At 61.4% G+C, this 19,333-nt stretch carries 14 protein-coding genes; 5 read left to right on the top strand and 9 right to left on the bottom strand.

Features of this window, described 5'->3' with window-relative positions; genetic code table 11:
* Positions 1–74 precede the first annotated feature (74 nt).
* Positions 75–1,955: a methyl-accepting chemotaxis protein gene (locus tag HX899_RS07455; RefSeq protein ID WP_180195557.1), complete on the bottom strand. Its 1,881-nt coding sequence runs from the start codon at positions 1,953–1,955 to the stop codon at positions 75–77.
* 198 nt (positions 1,956–2,153) lie between these two features.
* Between HX899_RS07455 and HX899_RS07450 the strand changes: the two genes are divergently transcribed.
* Positions 2,154–2,864, top strand: coding sequence for a DUF4272 domain-containing protein (locus tag HX899_RS07450; protein WP_181292025.1), 711 nt, complete (start codon positions 2,154–2,156; stop codon positions 2,862–2,864).
* A 163-nt stretch (positions 2,865–3,027) separates the two neighbouring features.
* The gene (corA, locus tag HX899_RS07445) at positions 3,028–4,071 is read left to right on the top strand and encodes a magnesium/cobalt transporter CorA (protein ID WP_138388771.1); all 1,044 of its coding nucleotides are present in this window, start codon (positions 3,028–3,030) and stop codon (positions 4,069–4,071) included.
* Positions 4,072–4,129: 58 nt separating this feature from the next.
* On the opposite strand, the gene HX899_RS07440 is transcribed toward corA, so the two are convergent.
* The 3 genes from HX899_RS07440 to HX899_RS07430 form a co-directional block, all read right to left on the bottom strand.
* A complete protein-coding gene (locus HX899_RS07440) occupies positions 4,130–4,900 on the bottom strand; it encodes an aminoglycoside phosphotransferase family protein (RefSeq protein WP_181292024.1) in 771 nt (256 codons plus the stop codon).
* Complete coding sequence (locus HX899_RS07435; RefSeq protein WP_181292023.1) at positions 4,897–5,802, bottom strand: MBL fold metallo-hydrolase; 906 nt, start codon at positions 5,800–5,802, stop codon at positions 4,897–4,899. The genes HX899_RS07440 and HX899_RS07435 overlap by 4 nt, the downstream gene beginning before the upstream one ends.
* Positions 5,803–5,873: 71 nt before the next feature.
* Positions 5,874–6,161, bottom strand: a complete 288-nt coding sequence (locus tag HX899_RS07430; RefSeq protein ID WP_407073870.1) for a hypothetical protein — start codon at positions 6,159–6,161, stop codon at positions 5,874–5,876.
* Positions 6,162–6,501: 340 nt separating this feature from the next.
* Here HX899_RS07430 and HX899_RS07425 point away from each other — a divergent pair, with 340 nt between their 5' ends.
* From HX899_RS07425 to glgB, 3 genes are read left to right on the top strand one after another with little or no spacing between them, the layout of a single operon-like run.
* On the top strand, positions 6,502–9,726 hold the full coding sequence (locus tag HX899_RS07425) for an alpha-1,4-glucan--maltose-1-phosphate maltosyltransferase (RefSeq protein WP_181292022.1): 3,225 nt from the start codon (positions 6,502–6,504) through the stop codon (positions 9,724–9,726).
* Positions 9,727–13,008, top strand: coding sequence for a maltose alpha-D-glucosyltransferase (gene treS, locus HX899_RS07420; protein WP_181292021.1), 3,282 nt, complete (start codon positions 9,727–9,729; stop codon positions 13,006–13,008).
* On the top strand, positions 13,005–15,215 hold the full coding sequence (gene glgB / locus HX899_RS07415; RefSeq protein WP_181292020.1) for a 1,4-alpha-glucan branching protein GlgB: 2,211 nt from the start codon (positions 13,005–13,007) through the stop codon (positions 15,213–15,215). The genes treS and glgB overlap by 4 nt, the downstream gene beginning before the upstream one ends.
* An 88-nt stretch (positions 15,216–15,303) precedes the next feature.
* On the opposite strand, the gene HX899_RS07410 is transcribed toward glgB, so the two are convergent.
* The 5 genes from HX899_RS07410 to HX899_RS07390 all read right to left on the bottom strand — a co-directional run bounded on the left by HX899_RS07410 (position 15,304) and on the right by HX899_RS07390 (position 19,279).
* Positions 15,304–16,065, bottom strand: coding sequence for an ABC transporter ATP-binding protein (locus HX899_RS07410; RefSeq protein ID WP_181292019.1), 762 nt, complete (start codon positions 16,063–16,065; stop codon positions 15,304–15,306).
* Entirely contained in the window at positions 16,062–17,102 is a 1,041-nt protein-coding gene (locus tag HX899_RS07405) for an iron ABC transporter permease (protein ID WP_017956699.1), read from the bottom strand. The genes HX899_RS07410 and HX899_RS07405 overlap by 4 nt, the downstream gene beginning before the upstream one ends.
* The gene (locus HX899_RS07400) at positions 17,099–18,124 is read right to left on the bottom strand and encodes an ABC transporter substrate-binding protein (RefSeq protein ID WP_181292018.1); all 1,026 of its coding nucleotides are present in this window, start codon (positions 18,122–18,124) and stop codon (positions 17,099–17,101) included. Before HX899_RS07400 ends, HX899_RS07405 begins: the two co-directional genes overlap by 4 nt.
* A 331-nt stretch (positions 18,125–18,455) precedes the next feature.
* Positions 18,456–18,737, bottom strand: coding sequence for a hypothetical protein (locus HX899_RS07395; protein WP_181292017.1), 282 nt, complete (start codon positions 18,735–18,737; stop codon positions 18,456–18,458).
* A gap of 77 nt (positions 18,738–18,814) precedes the next feature.
* Positions 18,815–19,279, bottom strand: coding sequence for a hypothetical protein (locus HX899_RS07390; protein WP_181292210.1), 465 nt, complete (start codon positions 19,277–19,279; stop codon positions 18,815–18,817).
* Between the last annotated feature and the right edge of the window lie 54 nt (positions 19,280–19,333).

The raw sequence follows: 19,333 nt of genomic DNA, 5'->3' as shown, positions 1-19,333 counted from the left end.
GTCCTGACCGAATGAAAGGCGCCCGGCAATTGCCGGGCGCCTTTTTATGTCGGGGTTTCCTGTCGCCGCCCGTTTCAGCGGCGAGCGGCAACCGCATGCACGGCTGCACGGCCCGCGGGCTGCGCCATCGTTCTCGCCGTCGAGCGAAGGGCCGAGGACTGACTGACCGCATCGTCGAGCCTGAACTGGGCGATGAGTTCGCGAAGCTTCTGGGCTTCATGCGCGAGAGAATTGGATGCCGCGGTCGACTGTTGCACCATGGTTGCGTTCTGCTGCGTGGTCTGGTCCATCCGGTTGACTGCGACGTTGACTTCGCTGAGGCCGATGGACTGCTCTTTCGCAGAGGTGGCGATCGAATCCATATGGTGATTGATCTGGGTGATGAAGCTGCCGATGGTCTTCAAGGCCTGGCCGGTATCGCGCACCAGCTTGACCCCGCCTTCCACCTCTTTCGAGGAGTTCTGGATCAGGCTCTTGATTTCCTTGGCAGCACTTGCCGAGCGCTGGGCGAGTTCGCGGACTTCCTGGGCGACGACTGCGAAACCCTTGCCGGCCTCGCCCGCTCTTGCTGCTTCCACGCCGGCATTGAGTGCCAGAAGGTTGGTCTGGAATGCGATTTCGTCGATGACGCTGATGATGTTGGAAATCTGCTGCGACGAGGTTTCGATGCGTTCCATAGCCTCTTCGGCGTGGGAAACGACTTCCGCAGAAATCCCGGCGCTGCGATTTGCCTCCGTGGCCACCGTGCGCGTCTCCTCGGTTCGTTTGCTGGAGTTCGACACGTTCGCTGTGATCTCCTCCAGTGCGGCCGCTGTCTCTTCGAGAGAAGCCGCCTGCTGCTCCGTGCGCTTTGAAAGATCGCTCGCGCCGGAGGAGATTTCCCGCGTGCCTTCGTCGATCGTGCCTATGCTTTCGGATATCGCCCTCAGCGTCGCGCCGAGCTGTGTGATGGACTGGTTGAAGTCATGGCGCAGCGCCTCGAAGTCTGGTGCGAAAGTCTCGTTGAGCTGGAAGGCGAGGTCGCCTGCCGCCAGCCGCTTCAAACCGGCGGCGAGACCCGAGGTGGCAATGCGCAAGCGCTCCGAGGCGTCGGCTTCCGCCTGCTCCTGGGCGGCAAGGCGATCGGCCTCCGCCCTGTTGCGATTCTCCTCGGCGTCCAGTGCCATCCGCTTGTTGGTGATAGCGGCCTGGCGGAAGATCTCCACCGCTCCCGCCATCGATCCGATTTCGTCGGCGCGGTCTGCAAAGGGAATCTCCGAATCTGTATCTCCCTCGGCCAGTCGCCGCATCGAGGCGGTGATGCCGGTAATCGGATTGGCGATGCCTGTCAGCACGAAAGCGACGGCGCCGAGAACGAGCAATCCAGCAACGCCGATCGCGGCAAGCAGGTAGAATTCTATCGAGTCGAATGTTTGCTTGCTGAGTTCGGCCGCCTTGTTGCTGCCGCTGATGTCCAATTCGACCAGGGTCGCCGTGGCTTCCTTGAGCTTGTCCGAATAGGAGCGCATCTCTCCGCCCAGATATTGCCCGGCTTCTTCGGTCTTGTTGGCGCGGGAAAGGGCGAGCAGCTGCGAGCTGCTGGCGATATAGCTTCCAACACTGTCCTTGATCGTCTTGATCAGTTCACGCTCATGGTCGGATGAAGCCAGCAGGAGATAGGCGTCCACCGATTTGCCGACTGCATCCTCGGCGACTTTAATGGCGTCTTCGCGTGTTTTCTTTTCCGCATCCGACTGCGCGATGATGTGATCACGATAGGCGAGGCGCAAATTCGTCATGGCGAGATTGATCGCCTGCGAAGCCTGAACGCTCGGCAGCCAATGGCTCGCAATTTCTTCAGTGGAGCCGTTCGTCTTTCGGAGACCGTCGACCGCGAGATAGGCGACAAGACCAAAAAGAAGAGCTATGCCGCTGAAAATCAATAGCAAGCTCGATTTTATGTTTGGACGACGCATCGAAGGTCCTCATCGAACGCCGGCTTCATACCGGGTTGGCCAAGGAATTTTGTATCGAAAAAAATTTAACGATTTGTTCCATATGTAAAAATGCCGTTTACCAGTTTTCCGGAAAATCGCCGCCGCCTTCGTGCTCGGGCTCCCGCCAAAGCAGGAAAATGCCTATCGATGCGGCGTCAGGGATGACAGGAGCCAGAAATGATGAAGCGCATATTTTCCGCCCTTCTTGCACTGATCCTTCCGATGCAGGCAGCCGTTTCGCAGCCCGCCGACGAAGCTGGGGCACGCAAGGCTCGGTCTATCGCCCAGCTTCAATCGGAAGGTGTGCCGACCATCGATCATCTGCCGACCATCGAGCCCGAGAGCGAGAGCACCCGCCGAAATATAAAGGCTGTCGTTCAGCGCACGATTGCGCTTGCGATCGTCGCCGTGAAAGGCGAGACCGGCGACCACGAAATGGGTCAGGCTCTCATCCGGCAGTTCGACGCGGCAAGTTTTTTCACCCCGAAGGAACGGGCGTTCATGGACGATCCCGATCCCACGGATCAGGATCGGACGAACTTGGCCTGGCGCTACGAGGGCGTGGACGTCATGTTGTGGGCACTCGGCATCAGCTCCGATCTCGACCGTCCCGACCATATTTGCGACGTGCCATTCATTGCGAACACGCTGCGCGAACTGGGGACGGATGGGCTGATGCGTCGTGCCAAGCTTCGTCCGCAGAAAGAGCTCCTGGACGCCGCCGACCTCATTTACCGCTACGATTGGGCCGCCGTGAACGCGCGGCTGAAGGGAGAGGAGCCTCCAGCCGGATTGGATAAGGGCGTGGTCTACGAGCGGCATTACGCTCTCAACTGGCTGATTGGCTACATGGACCAGGATTGGGACGATATTTCCACGGACACGTGATGCTACCTGGGCGCCTGGCCACGATAAAGGCGGCTGGTACCCACACCGACGCGGTGATGCATGTTTTACGAAATAGCATTATGATCGGCTGAGCGCCTGACCGGCGAAGGGATTGGCCCCGCGGATATATGATCCCGTGCGGGAATGGAGAGGATAGGTGGATTTGGAACGGCTGAAGGATCTGGACAGTGCTCTGGCGCAAGCAGGTAGCGGTTCCACATCGCCTCCGTATGAACGGCCCGGCGTCGTGGCCGCCGCCGTCTATCAGCATGGGCAACGCATTCGCGACATCAGGATAGAAGAGGCCGGCGAATGGCGAAGCCGGGAGAATGCCGTCGTCTGGATTGGCCTGCACGAGCCGGATGAAGTGCTGCTGCACCAGGTTCAGGCCGAGTTCAATCTCCATGCCCTGGCGATCGAGGACGCAGCACAGCCTCACCAGCGCCCGAAGCTGGAGATTTATGGCGACGCGATGTTCATCGTCGCCCGGACCGCCCATATGAAGGATGACGAAATCGTCTTCGGCGAAACACATTTGTTCGTCGGTCGCGGTTATGTCGTCTCCGTCCGCCACGGGGACTCGTCTTCGTACCTGGCGGTGCGGCAGCGATGCGAGGCCACGCCGGCAGCACTTGCCCACGGCGAGAACTATATTCTCTATTCCATCCTCGATTTCATCGTCGACAACTACATGCCTGTCATCGAGGTCGTGCAGGAGGAGGTCGAGAAGCTCGAGGATCTGGTGCTGCGCGAACAGCTGGAAAAGTCCGACATCGAGCGGCTTTACTTGTTGCGGCGCAAGCTGCTGCGGCTGCGCAACGCAGTCGTGCCGCTCGTGGACGTCTGTCGGCGGTACGAGCATATCGATCTTCCCGGCATGGATCCCACACTCCAGTCGCTGTTTCGCGATGTGACCGATCACGTGCGCCGGGTTCAGGAAGATATCGATGCGCTGCGCGAGGTCCTTGCCTTCGCCTTCGAGGCCAGCGTGATGATCGGCCAGACGGAGCAGACGGCGATCGCCCGCAAGCTCGCCGCCTGGGCGGCAATCCTCGCCGTTCCCACCGCGATCGCCGGTATCTACGGGATGAATTTCAACGATATGCCGGAGCTGAAATTCCAGTACGGCTATTTCGTCGTGCTTGGCGTCATCGTCACCTTGTGCCTAGGCCTCTTCGGTTTCTTCCGTCGAAAGAAGTGGCTTTAGATATGTCTAGATATGTGATGTAGGGGGCAGGCGGAAGATCCGGGCAGGCGAAGATAGGTCAGCACAAGGCCTTCAGCAGCCGATCCCGATGGCTGCGAACATAGTCTATATCGCTGAGATAGAGCCGGGCGTCTCCGGCAACCACGTCCTCCACGAATGTCTCATCTCCAGCGGCCGCACTTGCCAGCATGAAATCGACGAGCGCCTGCAGCCGCTGGCAGATCATCTCAGGGAGCTGGAGCCGGTCTTCCATCGTCGCTCCATATGCCGTGCAAAAGATTTCCGCGCGATGCAGCTGTTCGTCGAGGCCGGAGCTCACGTCCGGATTGGCGGGATCGGAGAGCGGCGCCCAGCGGTAAACCGAATAGGCCAGATCCCATAGGCGCGGTGCGGGATGGGCGGTATCGAAATCGATGATCCCGACAGCCGCATGACCTGCCGTAGCGACGTTGTAGGGCGCATAATCTCCATGGCATATGATCTCGCACGGCTCCCGCGGCGGCAGCATCCATGTCTGGATCTCGCGATCCGATTCGAGAAACCCTTGAGATGCCGAGTGAAAATCGCGCAGAAGCCTGGCTGCGGAAAGCAGCATGCGCTCGGATCCGACAAATTGGTCGCTCAGGTCTTCGCAGACGCGCCCGGTGACATAACTGACGACTTCCTGGTTTCCTGTTATCTCAATGGGATCCGGCGCTCCCGGAAAGCCTCTGCTCCTGAGATGGCGCAAGAACCGGTGCACCGTTGGCGTCCACGCGCCGGAAGGCCGTACGACGGTATTGCCGTCCTGCCAGATCTGCCCGGTTCGTCCGCCCTCCAACAGTTTCACGTTCCGGCCTCCAGACGTTCTTTATGCGAATTCAGTTTTTCGATATGGGCCTGAACCGTGGCTCCAAGGTTTGTCTTATGGCAGTTCCGATAGAATGCCACGACGTCGGAAGGCATTGCGTCGGGGATGGGGACGAAGTCTTCAAGCCGCAGGCCGCTTGAACTGCCGAGTTGCGGATCGGCCAACTGGCTCTCGCTCAAACTGCCGACGCGATCGGCCAGAGCCTGGAAATAGGCGAGGTTGTCATCCACCGCCGAAGGAGAATAGGTCCGGCCGTGCGCAGGGATGACCAGTCTTGCCTTGAGGTCGCGTATCCGCTCGAGCGAGGAGCGGATCAAGCGCAGGTCGCCTGCATTTTTGCTCCAGACTTCGGGGATGGGGTATTCCACTGCGTCGACGGCCAGGCAGATGCGAAGTTCGGGAATCCATACGGCGATATGGTCGGGCGTGTGTCCCGGCGTATGAATGAGTTCCAATGTCAGATCGCCGCCGTTGAGGGTCATCGAGCCGGAGAAGGTGATATCGGGGCCGATGAGATCGACGTTCCGAAACCGCGACTCCTGGCTCGCCTTGTCTCTAAGGACTTCCCGTGCGGAGGGGGCGCGTAAACGGTCGAGCGCGGCGGCATGGGCGATAATCGGAGCGCGCCCCGCAATGGCGGCATTCCCCCAGAAGTGATCCCAATCCATATGCGAATTGATGACGATCAGCGGACGAGCGTTCGTCTGTTCCTCGAGGAGGTCCAGCGCCGCCATGCAGAGTTCGGGCGTGCCGAGTGTGTCGATCAGGACATTGAACCTCACGGTCCGGACGAACACGGCATCAACTTCGTCCCCCGCCCTGACGATCACAATTCGATCATCGAGTTCGGGGTATGAACACAATTCAACCGCTGGATTCACGTCTGGTCGCCTTTATTGCAATCGCAGTGATTCATTCGGATACATCAAGTCCCGTTCAGGCGCCTGCTCTTTCAGAACGGTGCGGGGCGGCGGCGGGGCTTCCCGTCGGTTGGTTTCCGCTCTACCGGAACATGTACATCCCAACCTCTCATCACGGTGTTGGGTACCGCGGCCATACATATGACCATCACGCTCGGTTTCGAGCGGCCATAGCTCTTCGGCGTCCACCGTGTTTCGAGCGGAACCGCGCATCGGGGAACCAGCGTCTTCATGTTGGGCTCCAGCGCGTCCCATTGCTGATGCCCCTTGGCGTTTTCGTGCGAAATGAAGCGCCTGGCCTCCTCGCGGATTTCGAACAAGCCATGCGTGTCCTCAGTGGAGCGATGGTCTCGATGCTCCAGGAGGCGAGGCACAGCGCGCAAGCCGACAGGGCGGCGCTAAGGAGTATCGATCGAAGCAATGATGCGCCGTCAGCAGCCAAATGGGTCACCCTCCCGGGAGCGGAAGACTATCCAAATACGGCACGAAACTTCAAGGCCCGTCTGCGGAAGCAAGCGCCTTTGATGCGCGAACGGAGCGCGCGCCATCGATCCCGCGCCGGTGCGGCCGGCGATGTCAGCACATCGCGAATTGCCAGTTTCAGTGGAACAACCGCGGCCAACAGAAGTTTGCCTTCAAACCAAACTCGAGCGGCGGCCGATGTCATTCTCTCCAGACCAGGGTGTGTTGAGCACCCCACCCCGGATCTATTATGTCAATCCACTCCTTCTTCAGGGTATCGATGCGTGGCGCGAGGTATTCGACCATGCGGCGGACACCGGTTTCGACCGTGTGCTGACGGCACCTCTCTTCGATCGGGGCGGGGAGCGCAGCATCTTTGCCTCCCAGGATCTGAATCGCCTTGATCCTCAACTGTCGCTCGGAAGCGCAATCGAGGATGGGGTGGGACGCCTGGCGGAGGCTGCCCGCAAGAGCGGCGTCGCCTTGATGATGGACCTGATGCTCGACGGCAAGGCCCGGAATTCCGAGGCGGGCTTTCGCCCCATCGACCCGAGACGCTCGCCGTTGGATCCGGCAGAGCCGATGATCGCAATGGAAGCGGACTTTCGATCCCGGTTGTTGGAAGAGTGGACAGAGCGGCTGCGAGAACTGGCCGGTCTTGGCCTCTCCGGCTACCGGACGCTCGGGATCGATCGCATTGCGCCGGCGGTTTTCAAATCGCTGATTGCGGCGGTGCGCGAGAAGGCGGACGCGCAATTCTTCGCCTGGACCCCCGGCACTGATTTTGGGGCGAGGGTCGCGGTCAAGGATACAGGCTTTGATGGATGTTTTTCATCGATGGCCTGGTGGGATTTTGACGAGAGATGGTTCATCGAAGAACACCGCGTCCAGAAGCAGCTTGGCTGGCAGATCGCTTTTCCGGAGTCGCCATTCTCCAGGCGGATCGCGCACGGAACCGAGAGCCGCGAAATCGTTGAACGGCGCGCCACAAGGGCGCTGCGCCTTGCCGCCTCGCTCGGTGGCGGCCTGATGGTTCCGATGGGCTTCGAATATGGCGCAGCCGCGCCGCTCGATCCGACCCATGGGAATGGAACGGGTTTGCGGGGGCTGCGTCATGACCTCGCTTTCGATATCTCCTCCGAAATTCGCCTTGCGAACACCGAGGTCGGCAAGAAACCCCATGCGCCGGCCTCATCGCTTCGGCTCATCCGCAACGCCAACGGACCGGTCTCAGCGCTGCTGCAGTCTGAGGCGGAAGACCTTCGTAGCGCCGAGAATGTGCGGTTCATCCTGCTCAACAGGGACCTTCGGAAAAGTGCGCCCGCTCCAGTGACCGCACTGCGCGAAGCGGCCTCCGGTTTTCTTCCCGCTGCAGCCGACGGCACGGCTTTGCGGCTGCGGGCAGGGGAGGCCCTGGTGGTCGAAGGCAAGGCGCCGGCGCCGATCACATCGCGGCCGATCCTTGACGTTGCCCAGGCGATAGAATCGCCGCGGCTCGCCGTCGAAAACATCACGCCGCGGGTCGACGACGGGCGCTTTCCCGTCAAGCGGGTGGTGGGCGACATACTCACCGTGGAGGCGGATATATTCGCCGACGGCCACGACCCGATCGCCGCGGTGCTGCTCTGGCGACCGCTCGATGCGGCGGACTGGAACGAGACGGAGATGCGATTGGTCGAGAATGACCGGTGGTGCGCCGAATTCCTATTGGAACGGGTCGGACGCTATGAATTTGCCGTCGAGGCATGGAAGAACCCGTTTGCGATTTTCCGCTACGAACTGACCAAGAAGAACGATGCCAGGCTGGACCTGAAGCTTGAACTCCAGGAGGGGATAGAGCTCGTCCGTTCGGCCGAGATGCATGCAGGTGCCACGCTCCGCGCCGAATTAAGGGCGCTGCTCGCCAATCTCGAAAGCGCCTCGGATGCCGAGCGAATGGCGATCCTGCTCGGTGCCGGAACATCCGAGTTGATGAACAAGGCGGACAGGCGGCCGTTTCGGCTTCGCTCGACGGCAAGCGCCGTCGATGCCGAACGCAAGGGGGCCGCCTTTGCCAGCTGGTACCAGATCTTCCCGCGCTCGCAGAGCGGTGATCCGGACCGGCACGGCACCTTCGACGACGTCATCCCGCGACTGCCCGCCATCCGCGACATGGGCTTCGACGTGCTCTATTTCCCGCCGATTCATCCGATCGGTTCGACCAACCGGAAAGGCCGCAACAACAGCCTGAAAGCCGCGCCCGGCGACCCCGGAAGCCCCTATGCCATCGGCTCCGAGGACGGTGGCCATGACGCCATCCATCCCGAGCTCGGCGAGTTCGAGGATTTCCGCCGGCTGGTCGAGGCGGCAGGCCGGCATGGCCTGGAGATCGCTCTCGACCTCGCGATCCAGGCGTCGCCGGATCACCCCTGGCTGAAGGAGCATCCCGGCTGGTTCGACTGGCGTCCCGACGGAACCATCAAATATGCCGAAAACCCGCCGAAGAAATACGAGGACATCGTCAACGTCGATTTCTACACGAAAGACGCGCTGCCTTCGCTGTGGGTGGAGCTCAGGGATGTCGTGCAGCTTTGGGTGGACCAGGGCGTCAAGCTGTTTCGCGTCGACAATCCGCACACAAAGCCCTTTCCGTTCTGGGAATGGCTGATCGGCGATATCAGGGCCCGTCATCTCGATGTTGTCTTCCTCTCGGAAGCCTTCACCAAGCCGAAGGTCATGTACCGGCTGGCAAAGATCGGCTTCTCCCAGTCCTACACCTACTTCACCTGGCGCAATGCCAAATGGGAGCTCGAGCAATATATGCGGGAGCTGACCGAGACGGCGCCGAAGGAATTCTTCCGCCCGCATTTCTTCGTCAACACCCATGATATCAATCCGGATTTCCTTCAGAACGCGCCGCGCCCGGCCTTCCTGATCCGCGCTGCACTTGCCGCAACTCTTTCGGGATTGTGGGGCGTCTATAACGGTTTCGAACTTTGCGAGGGGCGTCCTGATGCCAAGCGCAAGGAATATGCCGACAGCGAGAAGTACGAAATCCGCGCCTGGGACTACGACCGGCCGGGCAATATCATTGCCGAAATCAGGACGCTCAATCGCATCCGGACCGAAAACACCGCGCTGCATTCGCATCTCGGGCTGACGCTGCTGAACGCGCGAAACGACAATATCCTGTTTTTCGAGAAGGCAAGCCGCGCCCGCGACAACGTCCTTTTGATCGCCATCAGCCTCGACCCCCTCAATTTCCAACAAAGCGACGTCGAGCTGCCGTTCCGGCAGTGGTCGCTCGGAGACGGCGGCACGCTGGATGCCGAAGATCTGATCGGCGGACATCGTTTCAAGTGGGCCGGCAAATGGCAGAGCATCGGGTTCAATCCTGAGGTCCTGCCCTATGCGATCTGGCGTATTCGCTCAAGGGAGGCATGAATGGACACGATGAATGCAGATAGCGCACCGCAGCCGCTCTGGTACAAGGATGCGATTATCTACCAGCTGCACATCAAGTCGTTCTACGATGCCAATGGCGACGGGGTCGGCGACTTCGCCGGTCTGCACCAGAAGCTCGATCATATCGCAGCCCTCGGCGTCAATGCCATCTGGCTTTTACCTTTCTTTCCCTCTCCGCGCCGCGACGACGGCTACGACATCGCCGACTATGGCAGTGTCAGCCCCGATTACGGGACGGTCGAGGACTTCCGGGCTTTCGTCGACGCCGCCCACCAGCGCAATATCCGCGTCATCATCGAGCTCGTCATCAACCACACCTCCGATCAGCACCCCTGGTTCCAGCGCGCCCGCCAGGCGCCGGCGGGATCGCCGGAGCGCGACTTCTACGTCTGGTCGGATACCGATCAGAAATTTCCGGAAACGCGCATCATTTTCATCGATACGGAAAAATCCAACTGGACATGGGACGCGGTCGCCGGCGCCTATTACTGGCACCGCTTCTATTCCCATCAGCCCGACCTCAATTTCGACAGTCCCCTTGTCATGGAGGAATTGCTGAGGGTGATGCGCTTCTGGCTGGAAACCGGCATCGACGGTTTTCGTCTCGACGCGATCCCTTACCTCGTCGAGCGCGAGGGGACGATCAACGAAAACCTGCCGGAAACCCACGCGATCCTCAAACGCATACGCGCCGCGCTCGATGCCACCCATCCCGGCGTGATGCTGCTTGCCGAGGCCAATCAATGGCCAGAGGACACGCGCGAATATTTCGGAGAGGGCGACGAATGCCACATGGCCTTCCACTTCCCGCTAATGCCGCGCATGTATATGGCGATCGCCAAGGAGGATCGGTTTCCGATCACCGATATCCTGCGCCAGACGCCGGAGATTCCAGACAACTGCCAATGGGCGATCTTCCTTCGCAACCACGACGAGCTGACGCTCGAAATGGTGACCGACGCCGAGCGGGATTATCTCTGGGAGACCTATGCATCCGATAAACGTGCCCGCATCAACCTCGGCATAAGGCGGCGCTTAGCGCCATTGATGGAGCGCGACCGCCGGCGGATCGAGCTGATGAACGCGCTTCTTCTTTCGATGCCGGGAACGCCGGTGATCTATTACGGTGACGAGATCGGCATGGGTGACAACATCTATCTCGGCGACAGGGATGGGGTGAGGACGCCGATGCAATGGTCTCCGGACCGCAATGGCGGTTTCTCCAGGGCAGATCCGGCCCGTCTCGTCCTGCCGCCCGTCGCCGACCCGCTCTACGGGTTCGAGGCCGTCAACGTCGAGGCGCAGAGCACAGACGCGCATTCGCTGCTCAACTGGACGCGCAGAATGTTGGCGTTGCGCGGCAGGCATCCCGCCTTCGGGCGTGGCACGCTGCGGTTCCTTTCGCCGGAAAATCGCAAGATCCTTGCCTATCTCAGGGAGTATGAAGGCGAGGTCTTGCTTTGTGTTGCAAGTCTCTCAAGGTTGCCCCAGGCCGTCGAACTCGACTTGTCGAGCTTCGAGGGGCGCGTTCCCATTGAACTGACCGGCATGTCGCCGTTTCCGCCGATCGGCCAGTTGACCTATCTCCTGACCTTGCCGCCCTACGGTTTCTTCTGGTTCCAGCTGACGGCTGATGCCGACCCGCCGGCGTGGCGCACCGCACCGCCGGAACAGCTTCCCGATCTGTTGACGATGGTCATCCGGCGTAGCCTGCTCGACCTCGTGGATGAACCGGGTCATGCACGCATCCTGAGCGGCGAAATCCTGCCCGCCTATCTCTCCAGGCGGCGATGGTTCGGGGCAAAGGACCAGGCGCTTCAGGCCGCCCGACTGATCTCCGTGACACCAATCCCATTCGCCGACGGCGTCGTCCTCGGCGAGTTGGAGGTCGTGCTGCCGAACCACAGCGAATCCTACCAACTGCCGCTCGCGGTCGCCTGGGACGATGCGCACCCTTCCGCGCTTGCCCAACAGCTTGCGCTTGGGAGGATTCGCCAAGGTAGACGCGTCGGTTTCCTCACAGATGGATTCGCCGTGGAGGCGATGGCGCGCGGCATTCTGCACGGACTTCGCGACCGCTCGCGCACCACCGGCCGGACCGGCACGCTCGAATTCCTTGGGACGGAACAGCTCGACAGTCTCGATATTTCAGGCGAGCTGCCGGTGCATTGGCTATCGGCTGAACAGTCCAACAGCTCGCTGCTCGTCGGCGACGTAGCGATGATCAAACTGATCAGGCACATCTTCCCGGGCATCCATCCGGAAGTCGAGATGACGCGCTATCTCACCCGCGCCGGCTATGACCATACGGCGCCCCTGCTCGGCGAGGTCGCGCATACCGATTCCAGCGGACGCCGTTCCACCTTGATCATCGTCCAGGGGGCGATCCGCAACCAGGGCGACGCCTGGAACTGGATGTTGAACAATCTGCGCCGTGGGGCCGACGAACTGGTGCTGAACGATCCGGCGGTCCAACCAGACGACGACGTCTTCCGGTCGCTGATCAGTTTTGTCGCGATGGTGGGCCTTAGGCTCGGCGAATTGCATGTCGTGCTCGCTGCGAAGACCGGGGACGAGGCCTTCAGCCCGGTGGTTGCCGGCGACAGCGAGGTCGAGGCGATGAGGAAGGCCGTTGCCGGCGAGCTCGCCTATGCCATGTCGAAGCTCGATGAACGCGACGAGAATGCCGACCCTGTAATCGACTTGCTCGCAACGCCGCTTCTCGAGCGGCGTTCCGAACTCGCAGAGCTCGCCGGGACGCTGGCGGAGAGCTGCCGCCATACGCTGATGACACGCACGCATGGCGATTTCCATCTTGGCCAGATCCTTGTCAGCGAGGGTGATGCCGTCATCATCGACTTCGAGGGCGAGCCTGCGAAAAACCTGACCGAGCGCCGCGCCAAGACGAACCCGCTGCGTGATGTCGCCGGGCTTTTGAGATCGCTGAGCTACCTCGTGGCCACCGCCCAGCTCGATAACGACGCGGTCATCGAACACGAGAACGAGGTCCGCCGCGAGGCGATCGCCCGCTTCGGGCGCAATGCCGAGGAGGCCTTTCTGGATGCCTATTCGCAGGCTGTCTCCGTATCGAAGGAGCTTGACATGCCACCCGATCAAAGACGCAGGGTTCTCGATGCGTTTCTTCTCGAAAAGGCCGCCTACGAGATTGCCTACGAAGCTCGCAACAGGCCGAAATGGCTTCCGATCCCGCTATCCGGCCTTACCGAAATCATTTCGCGTCTGGCGGGGGTCATGGCATGAATGTTGAGCGCTCGGAACTTCTGGCGGGCATGGGACAGGATGCGCTATGGGCCTTGATCGAGGGGCGCCATGGCGATCCGTTTTCGATCCTCGGCCCCCACCAAAGCGGCGGCATGACGATCGTGCGGGTGTATCTGCCCGGCGCGGAAGCGGTCGATCTCATCGATGCGACGAGCGGCCGGGTGGTAGCGCCGTTCAGCATCGCCCACCCGTCCGGCCTGTTTGCGGCGGCGGCCGCCTCGAGGACGGGATACCGGCTGCGGATCACATGGCCGGATGCAGTTCAGATCACCGAGGACCCCTACAGTTTCGGTCTGCTGCTCGGAGAGCTCGACCTTCATCTGATATCGGAGGGAACTCACTATAGTCTGAGCCGCACGCTCGGCGCGGTTGATATGTCGATCGACGGGATATCAGGCGTTCGTTTCGCCGTCTGGGCTCCGAATGCGCGCCGCGTCTCGGTTGTCGGCGACTTCAACGCCTGGGACGGGCGGCGAAACCCGATGCGGCTGAGACCGTCGGCGGGCGTCTGGGAGCTGTTTATTCCGCGCCTCGCCCCCGGCGAAAGGTACAAGTTCGAGATCGTCGATGCTGAGGGGACCTGCCTGCCGCAGAAGGCCGATCCGGTCGCGAGGGCAAGTGAGGCCGCTCCGTCCACCGCCTCCATCGTCGCCTCGTCGACGCCGTTTCGATGGACTGATGACGGTTGGATGAAGGGCCGGTCCCGGCAAGACAGGCTGGAGGGCGCGTTCTCCGTCTATGAGGTGCACGCCGGCTCCTGGCTTCGCGATCTAAAGGACGGCAACAGGTCGCTCGACTGGGTCGAACTCAGCCAGCGGCTGGTTCCCTATGTCGCCGACATGGGCTTCACCCATATCGAGCTGCTGCCGATCATGGAGCATCCGTTCGGCGGCTCCTGGGGTTATCAGCCGCTCGGTCTATTCGCTCCGACAGGCCGATATGGGACGCCTGAGGATTTCGCCTATTTCATCGACCGGTGCCATGGCGCCGGGCTCGGCGTCATCCTCGACTGGGTGCCGGCCCATTTTCCCACAGACGTCTGGGGGCTTGCCCGCTTCGACGGCAGCGCTCTCTACGAGCACGAAGATCCGCGGGAAGGCTTTCACCGCGACTGGAACACGCTGATCTACAATCTCGGCCGCAACGAGGTGAAGGGGTTCCTGATCGCCAGCGCGCTGGAATGGCTCGAGCGCTACCATATCGACGGTTTGCGGGTCGACGCCGTTGCCTCGATGCTTTACCGCGACTACAGCCGCAACGAGGGCGAATGGATTCCCAACCAATATGGCGGTCGCGAGAACCTCGAAGCCGTCGAATTCTTCAAGCACCTGAACAGCATCATTCACGAGCGCTGCCCGCACGCGATGACGATCGCCGAGGAATCGACGGCCTGGCCGGGCGTGACGAAGCCGCCAGAGCAAGGGGGGCTGGGGTTCGATATCAAATGGAACATGGGCTGGATGCATGACAGCCTGAGCTATATCGAGAAGGATCCGATTTACCGGAGCTATGCCCATGGCACGATGACCTTCGGAATGATCTATGCCTATTCCGAACGCTTCATTCTGCCGATTTCACATGACGAGGTCGTCTATGGAAAGGGCTCGCTGCTGACGAAGATGCCGGGCGACGAATGGCAGAAATTCGCCAACCTGCGCAGCTATCTCGCCTTCATGTGGGGCCATCCCGGCAAGAAGCTCCTGTTCATGGGAAGTGAAGTCGCCCAGCCCGGCGAATGGAACCATGACGGGTCAGTGACCTGGGATGTGCTGGACCGGCCTCAGCATGTGGGGATCCAGCGGCTGGTGAAGGATCTGAACGGCCTCTACGCGGACGAGCCGGCATTGCAGTTCGGAGACTTTCATCCCGAGGGCTTCGAATGGGCGGCAGCCGACGACGCTGTCAATTCCGTGCTCGGCATGCTCCGTTATGCGCCCGATCGTGCTTCATCGGTGCTGGTCATGTCGAACTTCACGCCGGTGCCGCGTTACGGCTACAGGATCGGCGTGCCGAGCGACGGTGTGTGGATCGAACGGATGACGACGGATGCGCGGGAATATGGCGGCTCGGGCCTGGTCAATGGCGCAGTGTCGACCGAACCCGTGCCCGCCCACGGCAGGCCGGTCTCGCTGTCACTGACGCTGCCGCCGCTATCGACGATTTTTCTGCAGGGGCCGTCACCCTGACGGCGCCGCCGCGGAACGGTCAATTCGGTGGCGGTTTTACCGTCACGTGAGACGACCGTAGACGATCATCTCGGTGACGGTTCCACCGTCACCTGAGATAATGGATATGCGGGCGCGAATGATAGGGAGAGGTTTCGATACTGGCCTCGACGGAGAAGACGTCACGCAGAAGGTCTTCGCTCAATACGTCCTGCGGTGCGCCGGAGGCAACGATCCTGCCCTGCTGCATGATGATCAGCTGGTCGCAGAACATGGCGGCATGGTTGAGATCGTGCAAGGCGACGATGCTGGTGATCGGCAGGCCGGAGACAAGCCGCATCAGGCCGATCTGATGCTGGATATCGAGATGGTTTGTCGGCTCGTCGAGGATCAACTCCTGGGGCGATTGAGCGAGCGCCCTTGCGATATGGGTGCGCTGCTTTTCGCCGCCCGACAGGCTCTGCCAGCGATCGTCGCGCTTCTCCGCCATGCCGGCGCGCGCGAGCGCACTTTCGACCGCCTCTTCGTCGGCCTTCGTCCAGCCTGAAAACATCGACCGGTGCGGGAACCGGCCGAGCTTGACGACGTCGACGACCCGCAGATTGGCATTTGTGGTGGCGTGCTGCTCGACGAAGGCGATCCGCCGGGCGATCGAGCGGCGGCTGATCGTGGCGATGTCGCTCCGGTCGAGCGTGATGCGGCCGGAATGCGGCCGCTTCAGGCCGGCGAGAAGCCGCAGGAGCGAGGTCTTGCCCGAGCCGTTCGGCCCGAGCAGGCCGAGCATCTTGCCCGGCGGCGCGTCCAGGGAAACGCCATCGAGAATGGTCTTCCTGCCAATCTTCCAGATGAGGTTGTCGGCCTTGATGCTCATGATGCGCGCTGGAACCGGTAGAGGATGATCGAGAAGAAGGGGACGCCCACCAGCGCCGTGACGACGCCGATCGGCAGGATCTGGTTCGGAATGAGGGCGCGCGCGGCGATGTCGGCGAGCACCATGAAGATCGCCCCTGTTATGGCGCAGGCCGGCAGGAGGCGGACATGCAGCGGCCCGACGACAAAGCGGGCGACATGCGGCACGACGAGGCCGACGAAGCCGATCGATCCTACCATGCTGACGATCGTCGCCGTCATCATTGCCGTCAGCGCAAAGAGCGCCATCCGCGCGCGGCCGACATTGACACCGAGCGAGGATGCCGCCTCGTCACCGAAAGCGAAGGCGTCGAGCACGCGAGCGTAAAACAGGCAGCCGACAAGGGCGACCCCAACGACGATCGAAACCAGCGCAAATTCCGGCCAGCGCACGCCGCCGAAGCTGCCGAGCAGCCAGAACATGACGTCGCGGGCCTGCTGCGCATTGGCCGAGGTGGTGACGATATAGGATGTCGTGGCATTGAAAAGCTGCGATGCGGCGACGCCGGCGAGGATGGTGCGATCCGCTCCGCCGCGCGTGCCGTTCGACAGGAGGGCGACGAAGAAGAAGGCTGCGAAGGCGCCGGCAAAGGCGCCGGCCGAGAGCGAAACCGCGCCCGAGCCGATCCCCAGGATCACGATGGCGACGGCGCCGGAAGAGGCGCCGGCCGAGATGCCGAGAACATAGGGTTCGGCAAGCGGATTGCGCAGCAGCGACTGCATGATCGCGCCCGATAGCGCAAGGCCCGCACCGCAGAAGGCGGCAACGAGCGCCCGGCTGAGACGATAATCCCAGATGACAGTCTCATGGATGCGGTTCAGTTCGACCGCGGTCCATCCCAGCCGGTTGGTGACGGCCGAAAACGTGGTTGCAAGCGGGATCGGCAGGTCGCCGATCCCGACGCTGACGCCGATGGCGATCGCGATGAGGCAGAAAGAGGCCAGGAGCAGTGCGAGGACGGCTCCCAGCTGACGGAAGATACGGCCCGCTTCCGTCACTTCAACAGACCGAGAGCCTTCAGCTGGCCGGCCACCTGCTCAGCACCGTAGACCGTGCGGACGGTCGGGTTCATGGCCTGGCCGTCCATGATCACGATCGCCTTGTTCTTGACGGCAGGGATCTGGCTGACGGCCGGATCGGTGTTCAGGAAATTGATCTTGGCCTCCGGCTTATCGAGCTCCCAACGGTTACGGTCGAGACTGGCGACGACGATGACGTCGGGATTGGAGGCGATGATGCCTTCCCAGCCGAGCGTCGGCCATTCCGCTTCCGCTGATATCGCGTTGTGTCCGCCGAGCAGATCGGCGATGAAGCCGGACGCGCTGTTCTTGCCGCCGAGATAGGCGTCGGCCGACGGGCTGGGGCTGGAGAACCAGAAGACGTAGGAAAGGTTCTTGCCGTCCTTCGAAACGCTGGAGCGAAGCTTGGCTTCGCGCGCCTTGAAGTCGGCGATCAGCGCCTGGCCGCGATCGGCGACGTCGAAGATCTGGGAGAGTTCATCGATCTCCTTGTAGAGAAGATCCATGTTCCACAGCTCGGCGCGGCTGCCGTACTGATCCTTGACGTCCTTGGTGCTGAGGCAGGTGCTGGGAGAAAGATAGGTCGCGACGCCGACCTTGTCGAAATCCTCGCGCTTGGCGACCTTGCTGTTCGGCCCGACCAGGCTCGGTAGAGCCGCTGCCACGAAGTCGGGATTTTCGGCAAGGATCGATTCGAAGGTCGGCATCTCGACGGTCAGAAGCTTGACCTTGGCATTGGCTTCTGCGAGCTGCGGCAGGACCTTGCTCGGCCAGAAGGCTGTGCCGGCCATCTTGTCCTGAAGGCCGAGCAGCAGTAGAATTTCAGCGCTGTTCTGGCCAAGGCCGATCGCCCGTACGGGCGCCTTCTGGAAAGTCACCTGCGCGCCGCAGTTTTCCAGTGTCAGCGGGTAGGTCGTCGAACCGGCCAAAGACGGATTTGCGGCAAGGCCGATGATGGCGGAGAGGCCGCAGGCGGCCAGAAGCGATTTAAGGCTGGTCACGAAGAAATTCCCCGGTGCGTGAGTATATCCGGCCGCCGTATAGCCTCAGAAACAGGCAGAAAACAAGACCAAACAAATCAACTTATCGCAAAATTGCAGCGCATTTGCTGCCGGGCAACGTGCCGTCGCGCGTTAAACTGTAGCCGCGTTCGCCGTCTAAACAGGCCGACCGGTCGGTATGGTCCCAAAGCACGTCGCTCCAAAGGCCGCATGGTTCGTAAACCGGTAGAGACGGCATTGTCGGCGCCGAGGGCTGGCCCGATCCTCCGTGACGGCCCCGAAGCGAACTCGCTCCGATGTCGACAGCATCAGCGTAAACCTTCGAACATGCTCAGCTCAGCTTTGCCACGAGCTTGGCATAGTCCGAAAACGTCAACCGTTCGCCTTTCCTGCCTGCCTCCTCGGCGAGCTGCAGCACACGGATGGGGAACAGGATCGCGGCGCGGTTGGCATCCGACAGCTCATGGTCGTCGTCCTCCTCGACTGCCTTCTTGGCTTTCGAGAGCGCGGCGTTGAGTTCCCCGCTGGTAAGCAGTTCTTTCTCGACGATCGCATCACATATCGACGCCATCGCCATGATCAGGCCCTTGAGCTGGAGGTTGGCCGTATTCATGAGAGCTCCGAGAAAACGAGGGGATCTGTGACGATGGCGCTCCGGCGCATCGCCGATTGCGCAGCAGCATTGCTATGTCAGTCCGATTGAACCGGCCGGATCGTATCGACGGTGACGGTACCGTCGAGAATCCCGCGCGGGACATCGCGCCTGTTCCGGTCGATCTCGATGACGGTGTAAAGCTTGTCGTCCCGAAAGGCGCTGGCATTGACCGTCGTGACATCCTCGGCGGGAGCCGCATCCACTTCCATGAAATCGAGCTCACGAGCCGCGGCGACGATCCTTGCGTCACCAGGCGTTCTGGCGGCGACGACGACGATACCGTGTCCGGGGGAATTGTCCCATCTCGGATCGTCGGGTGCGGCGATCGGCTCCAACCGGTAGATGTTGAGCATCTCGCCGCCGGCGTCGGGCGACGCTTGCGCAGCCGCGTCATCGATTTGCGCCTGGCTCTCGACCGACTTTCCAAAGGTGGTCGGGCTGGTCGCGTTGTTGATCTCTTCCTTGCCTGTCCTTGAGACGTTCGACATGTCGCTCTCCATTGTCAGGACGGAAACGACAGCCGGCAGCAAAGTGTTCCCGCGCACGAAAAACCG

Source organism: Rhizobium sp. WYCCWR 11146, assembly GCF_013591995.1.
In the GTDB taxonomy this organism is placed as follows: Bacteria; Pseudomonadota; Alphaproteobacteria; order Rhizobiales; family Rhizobiaceae; genus Rhizobium; species Rhizobium indicum.
This window is presented reverse-complemented; position numbering and strand designations above follow the sequence as displayed.

Bases quoted from the DNA above. Each gene is read 5' to 3' on its own strand.
- HX899_RS07455 (WP_180195557.1), bottom strand. From the start codon at position 1,955: ATGCGTCGTCCAAACATAAAATCGAGCTTGCTATTGATTTTCAGCGGC.
- HX899_RS07450 (WP_181292025.1), top strand. From the start codon at position 2,154: ATGATGAAGCGCATATTTTCCGCCCTTCTTGCACTGATCCTTCCGATG.
- HX899_RS07425 (WP_181292022.1), top strand. From the start codon at position 6,502: ATGTCATTCTCTCCAGACCAGGGTGTGTTGAGCACCCCACCCCGGATC.
- treS (WP_181292021.1), top strand. From the start codon at position 9,727: ATGGACACGATGAATGCAGATAGCGCACCGCAGCCGCTCTGGTACAAG.
- glgB (WP_181292020.1), top strand. From the start codon at position 13,005: ATGAATGTTGAGCGCTCGGAACTTCTGGCGGGCATGGGACAGGATGCG.
- HX899_RS07410 (WP_181292019.1), bottom strand. From the start codon at position 16,065: ATGAGCATCAAGGCCGACAACCTCATCTGGAAGATTGGCAGGAAGACC.
- HX899_RS07395 (WP_181292017.1), bottom strand. From the start codon at position 18,737: ATGAATACGGCCAACCTCCAGCTCAAGGGCCTGATCATGGCGATGGCG.
- HX899_RS07390 (WP_181292210.1), bottom strand. From the start codon at position 19,279: ATGGAGAGCGACATGTCGAACGTCTCAAGGACAGGCAAGGAAGAGATC.